This is a genomic window from Pontibacter toksunensis (assembly GCF_042686245.1).
GTDB classification, from domain to species: Bacteria; Bacteroidota; Bacteroidia; order Cytophagales; family Hymenobacteraceae; genus Pontibacter; species Pontibacter toksunensis.
In genome coordinates this window covers 222,633-240,191 of record NZ_JBHUOX010000003.1, presented here as the reverse complement: position 1 = coordinate 240,191, position 17,559 = coordinate 222,633, and the positions used below count along the sequence as shown (strand labels likewise).

Here is a 17,559-nt window from a genome sequence, read left to right as displayed (position 1 = left end):
AGGTGCGAAGCTTGCCGCCACGCCGCCAGCAAACACTACCGAAGTCGCGTCAGCCAGATTATCGCCCGAGATGGTCACTACGCTGCCAATCTTGCCGGAGGTCGGGTTGATGGTCAGGTTAGACGGAATCGGCTTGAGCACCGTGAAATTGATAGAGGCCGTGCCATTAGGTGTTGTCACCGTCAGCGGGCCGGTCGTGGCACTAAGCGGCACCTCGGCGTAGATGATGGTGCCGTTGCTTGCAAGGTCCTCCTCAAAGGCGGCGTCTATGCCGTTGAAGCTCACAACGGTTGCACCATTTAAGTATGAGCCTGTGATGGTCACTATTGCCAGTTCGTAATCTGCGTCAGGGCTTACTGAAGTGATAGTTGGCTTAATTACCGTAAAGGTAGGAGTGCTGCCAGAGCCGTTTGCGTTAGACACAGTGACAGGGCCAGTCTCGGCGCCCGCCGGAACTGTAGCCTGCAGTGACACTGAACCATCGCTGTTGGTGATAGGTGCGAAGCTTGCCGCCACGCCGCCAGCAAACACTACCGAAGTCGCGTCAGCCAGATTATCGCCCGAGATGGTCACTACGCTGCCAATCTTGCCGGAGGTCGGGTTGATGGTCAGGTTAGACGGAACCGGCTTGAGAACCGTGAAATGAATGGAGGCCGTGCCACCAAGCGTTGTCACCGTCAGCGGGCCAGTCGTGGCACCAAGCGGCACCTCGGCGTAGAGAACGGTACCATCGCTTGCAGGGTCTACTTCGAAGGCGGCGTCTATGCCGTTGAAGCTCACAACGGTTGCACCTCCTAAACTCGTACCAGTAATGGTTATTATCGCAAGTTCGTACGCTGCATCCGGGTTTACTGAAGTGATAGTCGGTGTTCTGTACAGTACAGTAAAGTTATAAGAACCTGTACCACCAGGTGTTGTTACTGTTAAAGGGCCTGCTTTGGCACCAGCTGGTACCTTAGCATCAATAACTGTGTTGCCGTTGACATCCAGACGCGTTGTAAATGTAGCAGGCACTCCATTGAAAGCGACCTCCGTTGTACTATTTGGGTAGGTCAAGAAGGAGCCTGAAATGGTAACGATGTCCAATTCGTACGCCTCTGCCGGGTCTACCGATGAAATCACTGGGGTAGGTACTACATCAAAGGGTTCACTGGCAGCAGATGAATTACCTGCAAATACTGTTACAGGTCCATCTACAGCACCAACTGGCACATACACCCTTATTTGTGTATCACTTATAAAAGTAAATGAAGCATTTACTCCATTACTAAACTCCACCCTGTCTACATTGACAAAATCTGCACCCTCTATAATTATTTCTTTTCCAACACCACCCATATAGGAAGATAAGCTGGTAATAGTTGGGGCAAGTATAGCACCTGAACCTTGTATCAGAATGCGGTATGGATTTTCATCACTGTCATCATTACCGATCTGCACTTCTGCAGAATATGCACCAATAGCAGTTGGACTGAATGTTACCTGGAAGGTAGCTGTTTGTCCAGGCTCTAAGGAAGCTACATAACCACTCCGTGTAATAGAAAACGAATTAGAATTCGCACCTACTAGAACCGGAGAGTCTAACCTTAATGTGCTTGTACCATTGTTCTCTACTGTTACCTCAACTGTTTTAGACTTATTAAGGTTTACGGTGCCAAATTTGTAGGTATTACCGCTCAGCAAATCGGCACCTGCTATTTTTACATTTACTTCTGGCCCTGTAGGAGCAGCAGTAATCTGGGCATTATCTAAGTAAAGATGTTTAGCCCCTTTTGTCTTTAAGTACAGTCTTACAGACCTAGTAGTGGAGTTAAGATTCCTTTCTATATATTTTTCTTTACCACTTCCTCCTGGTACTTCTCCTGATATGTCAGTACCCACCGCTACATAACCACTCCCTGCTGTGCTTGATTCAAGTATTTGAAAGATACCGTCAAAAGTTCCGCCTAACCCTGAAGCCCTCAAGTAAAACGAGATCTTATCAGGCACATTTACAAAATCGATTTGTATATATGTGCCCTCAACCGTATTATAATAAGCGGAACTTTGTACTGATGCTCCTGAATTAGGAATATCTACACCACCAGTACCTACACCTACATTGCTCCAGCCCATAGGCAAGGTGGACCAGTTGGTATTGCTTGTTGGTAAGGTTGCCTGCGCAAAACCTTGCGACACAAAGCCAAGCATGAATAAACACTGCATGAGCAGCGAGAGAAGGAACATTTTCTTACGAGGGGGAGGGTAGACCTGTGCCATAAATTGTACTTTTAGATTTTTAAATTTAAATAGTGGTAGTTGTATATTAAGCGGTTTATATCCACACAAATAACTATATTTTATTTTATAGTTGAGCAAATTTTTATAACTATTTTTTTATTAACAAATATTATATATATGCAGTAAATTCTATATTTATAAAAAATGCAGTAAAAATAAAACAGCCGCAACATTCGCTAAACCTTCATTAAACATAAAAAACTATTCATTTAACTTTAAGATTGGTCTATTATTAACCTTGCTTTGCAAAGAGAGAAAATGTATTTTATACTTAATCACTTGAATCTATAACCTTTACAAGATTGCACTATATATGCAGCACCTAATGTAGCATCTATACCAGCATAATCCAACTCTAATTGCACAATTTTGTTTTCTGCTCCCTGACAGCTAAAAGGTGCTCAAACCATAACATGAAATCTATTCCTTAAAGAAATCTTATGTAGAGGGATGGGATGCTACGGTTAGAGATGAGGAAGCATTACACCTGTTTCAGGCTTGAACAGCTAATCTCTGAGATTGAGAGGAATACTGGAAAAAAGCACTTGTATATTGCAAAGCCACAACGACAAAAGGAATGCACTTTATTGAAATGATGCGTGTAAAAGAACATCATTGAGGCGCAGACAGAAAGGGAGCAGGCTTATCTTTTATTTTATACCTTAACTGATAAAAGCTCTCAGCTTTTTCGGGCAACAGGGTAGGGGCGATCCTGATTGGGTTGTATGTACAGTTCCTGTGTGTCCAGATCCAGCGCGACGAGATTGCCGAGGGCGGCATTGCGGTAATAGACGCAGCCGGCATCCAGGTTGAGCCGCTGGTCTTTATGTGTAATGGACTTTTTGATGCTGTGGAGGGCGGTGGGAGTATGGCCGTGCAGCAGGCCCTTGTTATCCAGCCTTTGCCAGTCTACCTCATAGCCTCGGATGTTTAGCATAGCATCTTTATCTGCGAATATATCCTCTTGCGTGAAGTTGAACCCGGCGTGCACCAGGTAGTAGTCTGGCAGTTCGAGGTAGTAAGGCAGGCTCTTGAGAAATTTCCTGTACTTCTTTGGCAGGTCCTCGAATGACTTAATTTGAAAGCTGTGTAGCACAAGCTTTTTCTCCGTATCCGTTAAGTTTAATGCTTTGGGGCCTTTCTTAGCGGCTTTCAGCAGCATCTGGTCGTGGTTGCCACGCAGGCAGTATACCTGGTATTGCTGCTCCTGTAATTCCAGTATAAAATCGATGACGCCTTTGCTGTCCGGCCCCTTATTTACCAGATCGCCCAGCACGTAGAGTTCGTCTGATTTCTGGAGGTTTAGCTGCTCATGTACGAGCGCTCTGAAAGTACGGACACAGCCGTGTATGTCGGTCAGGGCGTAGCGGGCCATGTGGTTTATTGAATTGCGATGTTAGTGGGGTAAAAGTAATGCAAACAGAAATAGCACCCGTTGCAGCAGGTGCTATTTCTATAATAAAAATAAGGTATGGTTATTAATTATACTTGTTGTTGTCGATGTCGGGCTTGTTCGTGTTACGGTTTACGTTGTTTGTTTTTATTTTAACTCCGTTTTCACTCGCATCAGCCGCAATTTCACCTGATCCGTCAGTATACTTTTCACTTAGCTCTTCGTGCTCTGCACGTGTCTGGTTTCCTGGATCTACTGGTTTTCCGCCGGCTGCTTTGTCCTGGCCTCTTCCTGTTGGTTTTCCTTCGTTTTCTGAGCTTGGTTGTGTGTGCTTATATGATGGCATAATTTCCTCCTTTTAATTTTAATGAAACATGAGGCGCTGCAAGATATGCTACAGCACCAGTACTTATAGTTCTCTTTAGCCTACGTACCGCGGCCTTCTTCCTCGGTACGCATATTATCCGCCGGTGGAACACCGTCGTCAGAATAATCATTTACTCCGGTAGCGCTTGGTCCGTTACCTGCTGTGTCGCTGCCATAGCCTTCCTTGCCGTCGCGGTTACCGAAGCCGCCGCGCTGGTGCTCGTTCTTTGGCGGATCTGCACCCGGTATAATGTGCCCGGCCTGCATCTCCTGCTGGCTTGTATCGTCTTCTATTACACGAATAGGCCTCTCGTTCGGAGACTGCCCCTGCAGTTTATTTTTATCTTCTTTATCTTCAGCCATATTTTTAAACTTTAAGTGGATAGGCAGCCTATACAGGTGCCTATAGTAAGGTTTTACTCTGTTTCGCTATTTTGGGTTTAGTGTTCTTTATGCGCCAACCTGCTCCCCGCCGTTTATATGTATCACCTGACCTGTGATATAAGAACCATCATCGGAAGCCAGTAGAACATAAGCTGGCGCCACCTCGGATGGCTGACCTGGCCGCTTTAAGGGTACGTTCTGCCCAAATTCCTTCACTTTTTCCTCGCTAAAAGAAGCCGGGATGAGCGGCGTCCAGATGGGGCCGGGAGCTACGGCATTCACCCGTATATTCTGCTCTGCCAGGTTAGAAGACAAAGAACGAGTAAAAGCGGTGATGGCTCCTTTAGTAGAGGCATAGTCCATGAGGTGGTGGCTGCCGCGGTAGGAGGTAACGGAGGTGGTGTTGATGATGGCGCTGCCCTTTGGAAGATGCTCCAGGGCCGCTTTTGTTATATAAAACATCCCGAAGATGTTGGTCTGGAAGGTGCGCTGCAGCTGCTCTTTGGAAATGTCTCTCAGTTCCTTCTGATCATGCTGCTCGGCTGCGTTGTTAACCAGTATGTCCAGCTTGCCTAGCTCGTCCACAGTACGCCGCACTGCCTTTTGGCAGAACTCCTCGTCACCCACGTCGCCGGCCAGTATGATGCACTTTCTCCCTTCCTTCTCTATCATTTTCTTTGTATCCTGCGCATCTTTGTCTTCATCCAGATACACAATGGCCACATCGGCACCCTCACGGGCAAAATGCACGGCCACAGCGCGGCCTATGCCACTGTCTCCTCCTGTTATCAGTGCCACCTTGTTCTGCAGTTTATCACTTCCTTTATAGGAGTCGCGGATAATCTCCGGTTTCGGTGTCATTTTATGTTCATCGCCTGGCTGGTTCTCCTGTTTCTGTGCCGGTAAAGATTCTGGTTTGTTTTCCATAGTATTATTAGATTAAAATTCGTAACAATCTTAAACTATACGCCTGCACCTATGGCTAGTTTCTGTAACAACCAGACCCAATGTATAAACCCGTATAAAGTACTATTAAGACTATGTGGCAGGAAGAAGACAACAAGTTAAAGAGCAGCCTCACGTTTAAGGACTTTGAAGAGGCCATGGCATTTATGAACGAAGTGGCCGCTGTGGCCGCGGAAATGGACCATCATCCGTGGTGGAGCAACGTGTATAATAAAGTAGACATAGAGCTATATACCCATGATGCCGGCAACACGGTCACCATACGCGACCATAGGCTGGCGAAGCGGATAGAGGAGATTTACAGAAAGAGTTACGAGTCTTGAGCAGGATTTTTTTTGTAGAGAATGCAGGCATACCTGAAATGAGTAGCTCCGTGTAACAAGACCTAAGCGCTTACACGTAGCTATTCTGCCTAACTCAGCACTCAGAACTCGTAACTCAGAACTCCATTTAGTATCTTTGGCGTATGCAGGAACAAGAAAAGACAAGCCTATACCTGGTGCCAACACCCATCGGTAACTTAGAGGATATAACACTGCGTGCCATACGGATACTGAAGGAGGTGGACGTGATCCTAGCAGAAGACACCCGCACAAGCGGAAAGCTGCTGCAGCACCTGGGCATAGACAAGCGCATGCACAGCCACCACCTGCACAACGAGCATAAAGCCACTGCCCACCTGATAGACCGCCTGAAGGCAGGGGAGGTGATGGCGCTTATTTCGGATGCAGGCACGCCGGGTATATCGGACCCTGGCTTTTACCTGGTGCGCGAGTGCCTGAAGCATAATATTAAAATTGAGTGCCTGCCAGGGGCTACTGCCTTTGTGCCTGCTATTGTTAAATCCGGCTTTAGTACTGACCGTTTTACCTTTGAGGGATTTCTCCCGGTAAAGAAAGGCCGCCAAACGCGCCTGCAGAGCCTGGCTGAGGAGGAGCGCACCATGATATTTTACGAGTCGCCGCACCGCCTTCAGAAGACTTTGGCACAGTTTAAGGAGTACTTCGGGGGAGAGCGTCCGGCCTCTGTTTCACGTGAAATCACGAAGATGTTTGAGGAAACCATCAACGGAACCCTGGAAGAGCTCGTCCAGGTTTTCACCACAAAAGCCATCAAAGGGGAGTTTGTGTTAGTGGTATCAGGCGCCACAAAAGGCAACAAGTCCGACAAAGAATAAGATGAAAAAATATATAAAGCAATTAGGGCTGGTTTTGGCCTTCTGCCTGTTCTCTTTCCAGGGATGGGCGCAGTTTGAGGGAACGCAGCTTTCACCACAGGCTAAAATAAGCCTGATTACGTGTTCCAGCGGCCCGGAACTCTACGCTATTTTCGGGCACAGCGCTGTACGCGTGAATGACCCCATCAATGGGTTCGACATCGTCTTTAACTACGGCACCTTCGATTTTAACGAGCCGAACTTTTACCTCAAGTTTGCAAGGGGCAAGCTCCGGTATAAGCTCTCGATCGCGTACTTCAGTGATTTTGTGTACAGCTACACCATGGACAACCGCTCGGTGTATGAGCAGGAGATGAACTTTACGGAGGAACAGAAGCAGCAGTACTGGACCTTCCTGACGAATAATTACCTGCCTGCCAACCGCTTTTACCTGTACGACTTCTTTTTCGATAACTGCGCCACCCGCATCCGTGATGGCGTAGAGGCAACTTTCCCGAACCAGGTCAGGTTCAATATCAGCGATTTTGATGAGGACCTGACCTTCCGGAACCTGATAGACCTTTACCTGGGGCCACAGCCCTGGGGAGACTTAGGCATTGACTTTTCCCTGGGTGCCCGAATTGACCAGGAGGCAGCGCCTTATGAGTACATGTTCCTGCCAGACTACCTGGCCAAGGGCTTCGCCAACGCGACGCTTACAGGAGACGGCCGGACAGCGCCATTGGTAGGGGAGATGAAAGTGCTCTTTGAACGGGAGCCCATTCCTTTCTCCCGTGGTTTATTTACCCCAACACTTGTTATGTGGCTGTTCTTTGCTGTGGTGCTGGCTCTTACGGTAATGGATTGGATGAAGCGCCGCCGCAGCCGTTTATTCGATGTGGTGTTCTTCTTTATCATTGGCTTCATGGGCATCATCATGCTCCTGCTTTGGTTTGCTACAGACCACCAGGCAACAGCCTATAACTTTAACCTGCTGTGGGCCATCCCAACACATATAGTGGTAGCTTTCTTTCTTCGGCGCAGCACACTGCAGGACTGGGTAAGCAAATACATGCTGGCTACAGCTATAATAGCGGCTGTACTGCTGGTGTTCTGGCCCTGGTGGCCACAGATGCTTCATACTGCCTTTATACCGGTTACCCTGGCCCTTGGCCTGAGAGCTGCGTATACCGTATGGGTTTCTAAAAAGACAGAACCAGCAACCGTAACACCACGAGTAGAAAAAGCAATATGAACCTAAGCCAACTATCACAGAACCTAAACATCATTGCCCGCCGCGTAGGCGGTTTTATACGCCAGGAAGCCCAGAACTTCGACCGCTCCAAAATTGAGATGAAGGGCTTTAACGACCTGGTGTCTTATGTAGATAAGCAGGCGGAGGAGCAACTGGTGGAGGGACTTCGGGAGCTGTTTCCGGAGGCAGGCTTTATTACCGAAGAAGGTACCGATACGACAAAAGGTGAGCGTTACAATTGGGTGATTGACCCTTTGGACGGCACCACCAACTTTACACACAGCCTTCCGATATTCTGTGTGAGTGTTGGCCTTATGGACGGAGACGAGGTGGTAGTGGGCGTAGTGTACGACCCAAGCCGCGACGAGTGCTTCTCTGCCTACAAAGGCGGCGGCGCTTACTGCAACGATAACCCCATTAAAGTTTCGGAGGCTCCGGCTCTGAAGGATTCGCTCATCGCCACAGGCTTCCCTTACTATGACTTTGGCCTGACGCAGCAGTATCTCCAGATACTAGGAGCCTTTATGTCGAAATCGCATGGCATACGCAGGTTAGGCTCTGCCGCCTTAGATTTAGCCTATGTAGCGGCTGGCCGCTGTGAGGGCTTTTTTGAGTACAACCTGAACCCATGGGATGTAGCGGGCGGAACCATTATTGTGCTGGAGGCCGGAGGCAGGCTCAGCAAGTTTACTTCTGATGGCGACTATGTGTTTGGGCGGGAGATTGTGGCAAGCAACAGCAACATTCATTCTGAGATGCAGGACACCATAAAAGAGCACTGGAAGCAAACTGCTGAGTAAACTTTTTATACTTTAAATTAGTTGTTAGGGCATGGTACAGGAACTGATCATACTCCTCGTTTTTATAGCCGCTGCTTTTTACATGGGCCGCCTGGTGTACCGCAGTTTTGCTGCTAAATCCGGCTGCGCCAAAGGCTGTGGCAGTGCCTGCTCTTCCATAAACTTCAAAAAGATTCAGCAGGACCTGGAGAAAAGGCAGGCTGCCGCACAGCAGTCGTAGCGCTTTTATTACAGGGGAAGAGCCTGCTGTTATCACGACAGGCTTCCCTTTGAAACCTTCTCGTTTCTTCCTTTGCTGTTGTGGAATGATTATTAATTCCCCTCTTTTTGTATCCTCAGCTTGTTTTTGCGTATAGTTTTATAGTTAGGACCCGAAACTATAAGCTATTTGTTATGCAAGATAAAGTTGAAGAAAGATCGTTAGTCAATGTTACAAACCGTTTGTTTAAAGACGGGTATAAAACCGATTTTAAGGTAAACGAAGAAGGTGTGCTTACTACCATGGATGGCAAAGAAACGTTTGGGCCAGACCAGGTGCGTATTGTAGACCATTATCGTTTTGAAGGAGAGAGTAATCCTGATGATATGTCTATCCTTTATGCGTTGGAAACTACTTCCGGGCTGAAAGGCACTATCTCCAACTCCTACGGCCCCTATGCTGATGAGAATGTAGACACCTTCCTGAAACAGGTGGAGGATTTAGGAAAGGACCTCGACAAAGACGACAAGTAAACAGAAAGGGCTGATAGAAGTATCAGCCCTTTTCTTTTACATATTCTAAATATTCTAAGACTTCATACAAGCCACCCTCCAGGTTTACTGGCCGTTGCCTCCTAAGTGCTGCCCGTTTTTCATTGAGGCAGTTATGGCCTCCAGCTGCTCGTTTAACTTTTCGCCTCCTTTTATTCCAAAGTCCAGCGTGCGGATTGGGAATGGAATGAGGATGTCATTTGCGTCGAAGGCTTTCTTGATGCGGATAATGGCATCGCTTTTGGCGCTAACATAATCTACCTGGCGGCTGTAGGTCACCCAGAAGCGGGCCTTAAAGTTGATAGAGCTCTCTCCGAACTCATCGTACATTACTTCAATATTGCGTGTTTTCACGCGGTTCTTCACGTCCTCCAGCGCTTCGGTTACTACCTGCTGCACACGTTCCAGGTCCTCGGCATAGGAAACGCCTACCTCCAGATCAATGCGGCGGGTACCGTAAACAGAGAAGTTAGTGAGCGGGTTTTCAAACACCATCTTGTTCGGGAGCTTTACCAGCTCTCCGGTCACCTGCCGGATATCGATGGTGCGAAGCGTGATTCGCTCAATTGTACCGAAGTAGTCATTCGTTTCGATGTTGTCGCCCACTCCAAACGGCTTTTGCACGGCAATAATAACCCCGGAAATAAAGTTGGCGGCAATGTCTTGGAAGGCAAAACCTAGGGCCAGACCGATGATACCCACACCAGCCAGCAGGGAGATGACAACTTTATCGAGGTTGAGCACGGTAAGCACAAAGAAAAAGCCTACCAGCAGCATGCCGATGTAAAAAAGCGTTAATATGAGGTTGTTCAGGGCTGCGCTATGCGAAAACCGGTTGATAAACTTACCTACCCAGTCTCTTACGAAGCCAGCCACATAAAATGTGATAATCAGCAGCACCAGGGCTACAAACAGGTTCGGCAGCATCAGCACGATACTATCGCCCCAGCCCTCCAGTTTGCCCCACAGCAGCTCTACTGCCTCGTTTAAATCGTTCATATATTCCATCAGGTAGGTTCTCCTTTAACGTTTAAAGATCATGCCCATACTTTAGTACCTTCTGTGCAGTTGCGGCACATTTCTATGTTGGCCCTGGAGCCTAGCAGCATTTGCCTGAACTGGTTGTATGCCGGCCCGCGCCACACTGTGTTAAAATTATTTTCTTTTAAATCTCCCATCCTGTAGTCGGCATCTTTATCAAAACAACAAGGTACTGTTAAACCATCCCAGGTGATAACACAGGAGTGCCACATTTTCCAGCAGTGGTTCAGCAGCTTGTTTTTGATACTATAGCTGCCGTCCCCGTTGTTCCTGTACCTTGAATAGTAATCAATGGTTGGTATCAGCGAAGACCCTTGCTGGTAGTCGTAAATCTGCGCTGTTTTAAATGCCACCTCGTTTACCTCCAACTCCTGTGCCATTTTTTTCACATCTTCCAGCTGATGCTCGTTTGGCCGCACCACTAAAAACTGAAACAGGATGTGCGGGGTTCTGGATTTCATCTCTTTTTTCCATTTCACCACGTTTCGTGTTCCCTCCAGCACCTTATCCAGCTTTCCGCCAATACGGTAAGCAGCGTATGTCTCCTGTGTAGTACCGTCTATAGAGATAATGAGGCGGTCTAAGCCTGACTCCACTGTTTTACGGGCGGTTTCATCGTCCAGGAAATGGGCGTTGGTGGAGGTAGCAGTATAGATGCCCCTGTCGGAAGCATACCTTACCAAACTCAGAAAGTTTTTGTGCAGGTAAGGCTCTCCTTGAAAATAGAAGATAAGGTACAGCAGGCGCCGGTGCAGCTGGTCTATGGTACTCTTAAAGAGATCGTCCTGCAGCATGCCCGTAGGGCGGGAGAAGGAGCGCAGGCCACTGGGGCACTCCGGACAGCGCAGGTTGCAGGAGGTGGTGGGCTCCAGCGAGATACTGAGCGGATAGCCCCAGTGCCTAACCTTGCCTGTTACTTTAGACAGGATATAGCTGCTCACCACCTGCAGGGCATTTACAACCCGGAGCAGCGTCAGCTTCGATAAAAAGTTCAACCCATCGGTCAGGTGCAGGTTCATGCAAAAGAGGCTAATTCAGAAAAGGGAACCAACAGCTCCATTTGCTGAAGAAAAAAGGGCAGCCACACTGGCTGCCCTCTAAGTTATGGTTTCTGGCGCGAAAGGCCAAAAATAACTGCCCTCTTAGTATCGGAACAAGGCTTTTACGTTCGCACGTCCGTCTGTTGTTTCTTGCTGGCCATTGCTGCTGCTAACATATACCTTGCCTCCCTGTGCTATTGTTTTGATGGCAGCCAGGTTTATCAGGTCATCATCACCACGCTGGTACTCCTCGTGCACCTCGGCTGTTGCTTTTACGGCATCGTAAGTTCCCCATACAGGGTTTGTCGGTGAGATAAACAGGGTATCTATACGGCCATGCACTGCCTCGGCAGCCACAGTGGCGATATCTTCAGAAGTTGAACCTGTGCCGGCTACATCCTGGTAGCGCGAAAGTGCATCTGAATGCCCCTGCTGCATTAGTGGCTTCATCACACCCAGTGCTCTTTCGTGTATCGAATGCATGTCGCCTCCGCCCTCGTTCACGTTAATGTTCTGCTCTACAATGTGCTTATACTTGCTGACGTTTCGGTAAATAGCGCAGTAGTGGTCTACACCAGCCAGCACTAACGGCTCAGTAGCGTTGTGCAGAATTTCCTGCAGGTTGTTGTCTATGTCCAACATGAACTCACGCACACGACTATGTTCTTCATCGCCTTTCGTGGTACCTGCCCCGTGCACAATGTTGCTTCCATTCACAGTGGTGGTGGAGTTTGTAAAGTCTTGGTCATTTCCTTTTACATCGAACTTCAGCGCCTCGTTAAAGCTTTCCGGCACAAACGAACTGATATCAATTGGTCTGATTTTATCTATGGTCGCCTCATAGAAGGCAACTTTCTCGCGGTACAGCCAAAGAATAAAGAAGCGGCCGTTCTGGCTCAGGATAGGCAGAATGGGCGTAAAGTAAAACTGGTCCAGCACAAAGACCTCATTCGGCATAGAAATAGGCAAGGTGTAATGTGTTGAAAAGCCTTTCGTGATAAATACCGCCAGGCCTTCGCCCTGATGGCGCCAGAAGCCGTTTTCGTGCAACAAATCTTCTGCAGGCTTTATATACTCTGCTACCTCTGCAGCCGGAACATCATGCTTTTCCAGGAGTTCTTTTGCTTTACGTATCTGGTTTTTGAAAGCAAGGCTATCCTGCCCATTCAGTGTTTCTTTGCCTGCGCGGTGAGTGGGTAAATAGAAGGAGAGGCACAGAGCATTTCCTGAATTGCTTTGCACATTTATCAACTTCTCAATATCTTTTTTATTTATTAATGCCATGTTTTTTGTGGTTAAAGTAGGTTTTCATAGTTCAAAATAGTCTCCGGTGTACACCGGTATGTAAGTTTTAAGTACGCAGCAAAACAAACAACGGTTATTGCCCTCCTTACTATTGAAGTAGCCCCCGTATTGTTCCGGAATATAAAAAAAGCCCGAAATCAGCAAGATAACGGGCTTGAGTACAGGAACTGAAGTATAAAAGAACAATCTGATTCGGAAGCTGCCACACTATAAATTGGCGGCGCGTTCTTGGATGTTCTTAGCATCAAAGCATGCTAACAAACCAATTTACCCGAACAGGTTACTGAATACTTCCTCTAATCGGCCAAAGGCATGTATGTTGATAGAGAATTTGCTGAAGTCGAGGCCTTTCTTGTTGTATTTAGAGATATAAATATCCCTGAAGCCAAGTTTCTCCGCCTCGCTGATGCGATTCTCGACGCGGTTTACGGCACGCACCTCGCCACCAAGGCCAACTTCAGCAGCAAAAGCAGCTGTGCTCGGGATGGCCATATCCTCGAAAGAGGAAAGGATGGAGGCGCACACGGCAAGGTCGAGGGCAGGGTCTTCTACTTTTAAGCCACCCGCTATATTCAGGAACACGTCCTGCGCACCCAACCGATAGCCCCCGCGCTTCTCCAGCACTGCCAGCAGCATGTTCAGGCGCTTGGCATCGTAACCGGTGCTGGTGCGTTGCGGTGTACCGTACGTAGCAGGTGTTACGAGGCTCTGCACTTCTATCAGCAGGGGGCGGTTGCCCTCAAGCGTGGCACCAATGGCGATACCGCTAAAAGCATCCTCGCGCTGCGAAATCAAAATTTCCGATGGATTGCTTACCTCCCGCAGGCCTGTACCCAGCATTTCATAGATGCCCAGTTCAGAGGTAGAGCCGAAGCGGTTTTTGGTGGTGCGCAGGATGCGGTAGGTCATATGCCGGTCGCCCTCAAACTGCAGCACCGTGTCTACCATGTGCTCCAGTATCTTCGGGCCAGCAAGGTTACCTTCTTTGGTGATGTGGCCGATAAGGAAGACGGGGGTGCCGCTCTCCTTTGCAAACTTCAGCAACTCTGCCGTACACTCCCGCACCTGGCTCACACTGCCAGCGCCAGACTCTATAAAAGAGGAGTGAAGTGTCTGGATAGAGTCGATGATGAGCACCTGCGGCCGCACCTGTTCAATTTGCTTAAAGATGTTCTGGGTGCCTGTTTCCGTTAAAATAAAGCAGTCGGAGGTTTGGGCGTTGAGGCGCTCAGCGCGCATTTTGATCTGCTGCTCACTTTCCTCGCCACTCACGTACAGCACCTTCAGGCCGCGCAGGCTCAGGGCAATCTGCAGCATTAGCGTACTTTTACCGATGCCCGGCTCGCCCCCAATCAGCACCATTGAGCCCGGCACAATACCGCCTCCCAGTACGCGGTTCAACTCCTGGTCCTGCGTGACCACGCGCTGCTGCTCCTGAAAGCTGATATCCGCAATGGGCTTGGGTTTATTAGAAACCTGCGCGGTGCTGGTGCCCACTTTCCAGGCAGTGGTGGGTGTTACCTCCTCGCGCTGCACCACTTCCTCCACATAGGTATTCCACTCGCCACAGGCAGGGCATTTTCCAATCCATTTGGCAGACTGGGCGCCACAGTTCTGGCAGAAATAGGACGTTTTTATTTTAGCCATTAAATGTTGTTGTTCGTGTTTAGTTGATTCTCTCTGGATGAATACACCCAGCTAATAAGAACAAAAAAAGGAGTAGGAGGATTACTTTTTTCGCGCCAAAGTTTAGATAAAAAACTGCTTCGGCATTACGCAGAACCAGTTTCTTAAACTTATACTACTTCAGCTACGGATGCTTGTTTGAAGTAAACTTTAAACGTAGTGCCTTTGCCTACCTCGCTCTCTACTTTAATGAGGCCGCCGTTGTTCTCGATGATGCGCTTGACGATGTACAGTCCAATGCCCGTACCCTCCACATGGCTGTGCAGGCGCTTGAACATGGTAAACAGCTTGTGCTGCTGCTCCTTTTTTATACCCAAGCCGTTATCCTCTACCTCCAGCACGATATACTCGCCCTCCTGATAAGTAGCAATGCGCACCTCCGGCGCTCTCTCCGGCGATTTATACTTGATAGCGTTAGAGACAAGGTTATAAATAATGCTGCGCAGGTTCTTACGGGCATACAGGATATTCTTCACCTCCAGATCGGTACTGATGGTGGCACCGGAGGCTTGTATCAGTTTATCAATATCAGAGGTAATATCCTGCAGCATGTCTTCAAAAGACAGCGGCTCCACTTCTGATTGTAGTTCCTTCTGCACCTTTGTGATCTCGGTCAGGTCAGCAATAGTGCCTCTAAGTTTATTTATGGCTTGCTGCAGCATGTCCAGCACCTGCATGTCTTCCTCTTTAAGCGAGTCCTGCAGAATGTCGCGCAGCAGCGTAGCCAGACCTTCCATGTTGGCGATAGGCGACTTCAGGTCATGGGAGGCCGTGTATACAAAGCTGTCAAGGTCGTTGTTGATACGCTGCAACTCGTCATTCTTTTCGCTTAGCTCATCGTTGGTGGTAATCAGCTCTTTACGCGCCTTCACCAGCTCTGTCACCTCTACTGCGAACACCAGCACGGCCTCTACTTTACCGGTGCCATCTATTAACGGCTGGTAAACCAGGTTAAAGTAGCCGCGCTCCGGCTTGCCATTGTTGTGGCGGTCGAAGATGGCAATCATCTCGTTTCCAACAAAGGGCTCACCTGTTTCCACCACACGCTCTATGCGCTTAAAGAACCCTTGTCCTTCTTCTTTGGTATGCGCATCGTAAATGGCTTTGCCCACAAGCGGACGGTTGCCGTACAGGCGGCGGTACTGTGGATTTGCCAGTACGTATTTGTAGTCCTGCGCCCGCACCAGGCCCACGACCGCCGGCACCTCTAGAAACAGCTTCTGCAGTAGCTCCGCGTTCTGCTTTACCTTGCGCTCTGCCTCCTTTATCTCTGAAATATCAAGCACTGAGCCGATGTGCCCCAGGAACTCCCCGTTCACCCCGAAGCGTGGCATGGCTGTATTCATTACCCAGCGCAGCTGTCCATCGTGGCGACGCATGCGCATTTCCATTTTAAACGGCTCAAACGCTGCAGTGGCCTTTTTAAACACTCCCGAGTACTTAGGCATATCCTCCGGCTCCAGCACTTCGCGCCAGCCTGTGCTGGTGCTTTCCTCGAACGTCAGCCCGGTAAAGTCAATCCACTGCTTGTTCACATACACGCACTCCCCTTGCGGGTTACCCACCCAAATCATAACAGGTGCGTTATCGGCCATGGTTCTGAAGCGCGCCTCACTCTCCATAATTGCCTGCTGTGCCCGTTTCTCATCGGTAATGTCTCGTACCTCAATAATAGCGTAAGCTGCAGCCCCCCTTTCCTTGATAGGCTGCACCGCACAGGACACGTTAAAGAAGCTTCCGTCCCTGCGGATAAACATGTCTTCGTAAGGCTCCAAAGCCTCTGCAATGGACAGAGACATACGGATTTTGCAATCCGCTACTGCAAAATCAGAACCATCCGGGTGCTTGTAATGCACCATTTCGTGCAGGGTCTTTTCCTGCATTTCCTCCAGGGTATACCCCGTCATCTCCTCGGCAGCCGGGTTCATAAAGGTGCAGTAGCCCTTGTCATTAATAATGAAGAGTGCTGCCGTGGCATTGTCGGTAATGGTCTGCTTCAGGCGGTTTGAACGCCTGGTGTTGGAAAGAGACCAGATAATAAAGGCCATCAGTAAGCTGATGATCGTGCCTCCAAACAGGATGTAGTATGGCAACTCTGTATCTGCAGTCTTTTCAAGACCGGGCTCTGTTGAAATAAAAAGCCGCCATGTATGGTTACCAACGCTGATAGTCTTTAGCTCGCTGTAGAGGCTGTTCTTTCTGGTGGAGTAGTATAAGGTGGGGTCTGAACTGTAAAGCAACGACTCTTTTGTCAGGCTGTTACCGTCGTATACCTCCACATCAATAGTCCTGAAGTCCTGCGCCAGGATGGAGTCCATCAGGTCCTTTGCGCGGAAGGGACTATATACAAATCCTTTGATTTGGTTCTGGCGGTCCTTTATAGAGGCAGGGTCAACGTTGTTTTTATAGATAGGCAAATAAATCAGGAATCCGTTCTGTTCGTCTTCACCGTTTTCCTGTACCAGGCGCACTTTGCCGGATAAGGCCGGGAGTTTCGTGTCGCGGGCCATGTTCATGGCTGACTGGCGGGTGGAGTCGCTGTACATATCGAAGCCGAAGGCGCGCAAATTCCGGCCTGAAAAGGGCTCAATGAAAGTAATGGGAGTGTATTGCGGCCGTTTTCCCTCCGGATAAACGCTAAAATCGGTGAAGCCCTCCGAGCGTATTCTCCGCTCATAGCCTGCCAGTTCCCCGGGCCTGACAAAGTGCGTATACCCGAGCGCCTGCATTCCCAGGTAGCTTTTCTCCAGGTTCAGCGAATTGTAGTATTTGCGCCAGTCATTGCGCTCTATTGTATCCGAAGCAATAATAAATGCTTTCGCCCCGGTCAGTACCTGAATGTAGTCATTCATGCGCTTACTAATGGCTTGGGTAGCCTGTTCAGCACGAAGACCAAATAACTTTTCACTTCGCTCCTTTGCTTTCCTCCTCGTTTCTGTAAATACAAAAAGCGTGAGCAGGAATATGAGCAGAAAAGAGAAGACGGCAATATAATGATCTCTTAAAAAACGAGCCAGTTTGGCGAATTTCATGCGTTATGGCTTAATACCAGGTAATGCCGGCAAAAAGTGACAGGAGCTTTTTTAAACTCTACCGCTCCCCCGGCCGCTTTGACCTCTATTCTCAAATGTACAAAA

General features: G+C 48.6%; 16 protein-coding genes. 6 read left to right on the top strand and 10 right to left on the bottom strand.

Annotated elements, in window-relative coordinates; all coding sequences use genetic code 11:
- The 5 genes from ACFS7Z_RS05950 to ACFS7Z_RS05930 form a co-directional block, all read right to left on the bottom strand.
- Positions 1 to 2,259 (bottom strand): IPT/TIG domain-containing protein (locus tag ACFS7Z_RS05950; protein ID WP_377482320.1); only part of this gene is annotated, 2,259 nt, incomplete at its 3' end.
- A gap of 700 nt (positions 2,260 to 2,959) precedes the next feature.
- Entirely contained in the window at positions 2,960 to 3,655 is a 696-nt protein-coding gene (locus ACFS7Z_RS05945) for a metallophosphoesterase (RefSeq protein ID WP_377482318.1), read from the bottom strand.
- Between the two features lie 103 nt (positions 3,656 to 3,758).
- On the bottom strand, positions 3,759 to 4,019 hold the full coding sequence (locus ACFS7Z_RS05940; RefSeq protein WP_377482316.1) for a hypothetical protein: 261 nt from the start codon (positions 4,017 to 4,019) through the stop codon (positions 3,759 to 3,761).
- 80 nt (positions 4,020 to 4,099) lie between these two features.
- On the bottom strand, positions 4,100 to 4,402 hold the full coding sequence (locus ACFS7Z_RS05935) for a hypothetical protein (RefSeq protein WP_377482314.1): 303 nt from the start codon (positions 4,400 to 4,402) through the stop codon (positions 4,100 to 4,102).
- A gap of 87 nt (positions 4,403 to 4,489) precedes the next feature.
- Positions 4,490 to 5,350, bottom strand: coding sequence for an SDR family oxidoreductase (locus ACFS7Z_RS05930; RefSeq protein WP_377482312.1), 861 nt, complete (start codon positions 5,348 to 5,350; stop codon positions 4,490 to 4,492).
- Positions 5,351 to 5,463: 113 nt separating this feature from the next.
- Here ACFS7Z_RS05930 and ACFS7Z_RS05925 point away from each other — a divergent pair, with 113 nt between their 5' ends.
- The 6 genes from ACFS7Z_RS05925 to ACFS7Z_RS05900 all read left to right on the top strand — a co-directional run bounded on the left by ACFS7Z_RS05925 (position 5,464) and on the right by ACFS7Z_RS05900 (position 9,332).
- The gene (locus ACFS7Z_RS05925) at positions 5,464 to 5,712 is read left to right on the top strand and encodes a 4a-hydroxytetrahydrobiopterin dehydratase (protein ID WP_377482310.1); all 249 of its coding nucleotides are present in this window, start codon (positions 5,464 to 5,466) and stop codon (positions 5,710 to 5,712) included.
- 143 nt (positions 5,713 to 5,855) lie between these two features.
- Positions 5,856 to 6,566 (top strand): 16S rRNA (cytidine(1402)-2'-O)-methyltransferase, encoded by a 711-nt coding sequence (gene rsmI, locus ACFS7Z_RS05920; protein ID WP_377482308.1) that lies wholly within the window; start codon positions 5,856 to 5,858, stop codon positions 6,564 to 6,566.
- Between the two features lies 1 nt (position 6,567).
- Positions 6,568 to 7,800, top strand: coding sequence for an Lnb N-terminal periplasmic domain-containing protein (locus tag ACFS7Z_RS05915; RefSeq protein WP_377482306.1), 1,233 nt, complete (start codon positions 6,568 to 6,570; stop codon positions 7,798 to 7,800).
- On the top strand, positions 7,797 to 8,600 hold the full coding sequence (locus ACFS7Z_RS05910) for an inositol monophosphatase family protein (protein WP_377482304.1): 804 nt from the start codon (positions 7,797 to 7,799) through the stop codon (positions 8,598 to 8,600). Before ACFS7Z_RS05915 ends, ACFS7Z_RS05910 begins: the two co-directional genes overlap by 4 nt.
- A 31-nt stretch (positions 8,601 to 8,631) precedes the next feature.
- On the top strand, positions 8,632 to 8,820 hold the full coding sequence (locus tag ACFS7Z_RS05905; protein ID WP_377482302.1) for a FeoB-associated Cys-rich membrane protein: 189 nt from the start codon (positions 8,632 to 8,634) through the stop codon (positions 8,818 to 8,820).
- Positions 8,821 to 8,993: 173 nt separating this feature from the next.
- A complete protein-coding gene (locus tag ACFS7Z_RS05900) occupies positions 8,994 to 9,332 on the top strand; it encodes a hypothetical protein (RefSeq protein WP_377482300.1) in 339 nt (112 codons plus the stop codon).
- Between the two features lie 84 nt (positions 9,333 to 9,416).
- Here ACFS7Z_RS05900 and ACFS7Z_RS05895 read toward each other — a convergent pair whose 3' ends face one another.
- The 5 genes from ACFS7Z_RS05895 to ACFS7Z_RS05875 form a co-directional block, all read right to left on the bottom strand.
- Positions 9,417 to 10,349 carry a mechanosensitive ion channel family protein gene (locus tag ACFS7Z_RS05895; protein ID WP_377482298.1) on the bottom strand — a complete coding sequence of 311 codons (933 nt, stop codon included), beginning with the start codon at positions 10,347 to 10,349 and terminating at the stop codon, positions 9,417 to 9,419.
- Positions 10,350 to 10,387: 38 nt separating this feature from the next.
- Positions 10,388 to 11,410 (bottom strand): SPASM domain-containing protein, encoded by a 1,023-nt coding sequence (locus ACFS7Z_RS05890; protein WP_377482296.1) that lies wholly within the window; start codon positions 11,408 to 11,410, stop codon positions 10,388 to 10,390.
- A 123-nt stretch (positions 11,411 to 11,533) separates the two neighbouring features.
- Complete coding sequence (locus ACFS7Z_RS05885) at positions 11,534 to 12,715, bottom strand: baeRF3 domain-containing protein (protein WP_377482294.1); 1,182 nt, start codon at positions 12,713 to 12,715, stop codon at positions 11,534 to 11,536.
- A 288-nt stretch (positions 12,716 to 13,003) separates the two neighbouring features.
- A complete protein-coding gene (gene radA / locus ACFS7Z_RS05880) occupies positions 13,004 to 14,383 on the bottom strand; it encodes a DNA repair protein RadA (RefSeq protein ID WP_377482292.1) in 1,380 nt (459 codons plus the stop codon).
- A 149-nt stretch (positions 14,384 to 14,532) separates the two neighbouring features.
- Complete coding sequence (locus ACFS7Z_RS05875) at positions 14,533 to 17,454, bottom strand: CHASE domain-containing protein (RefSeq protein ID WP_377482290.1); 2,922 nt, start codon at positions 17,452 to 17,454, stop codon at positions 14,533 to 14,535.
- Positions 17,455 to 17,559: the final 105 nt, after the last annotated feature.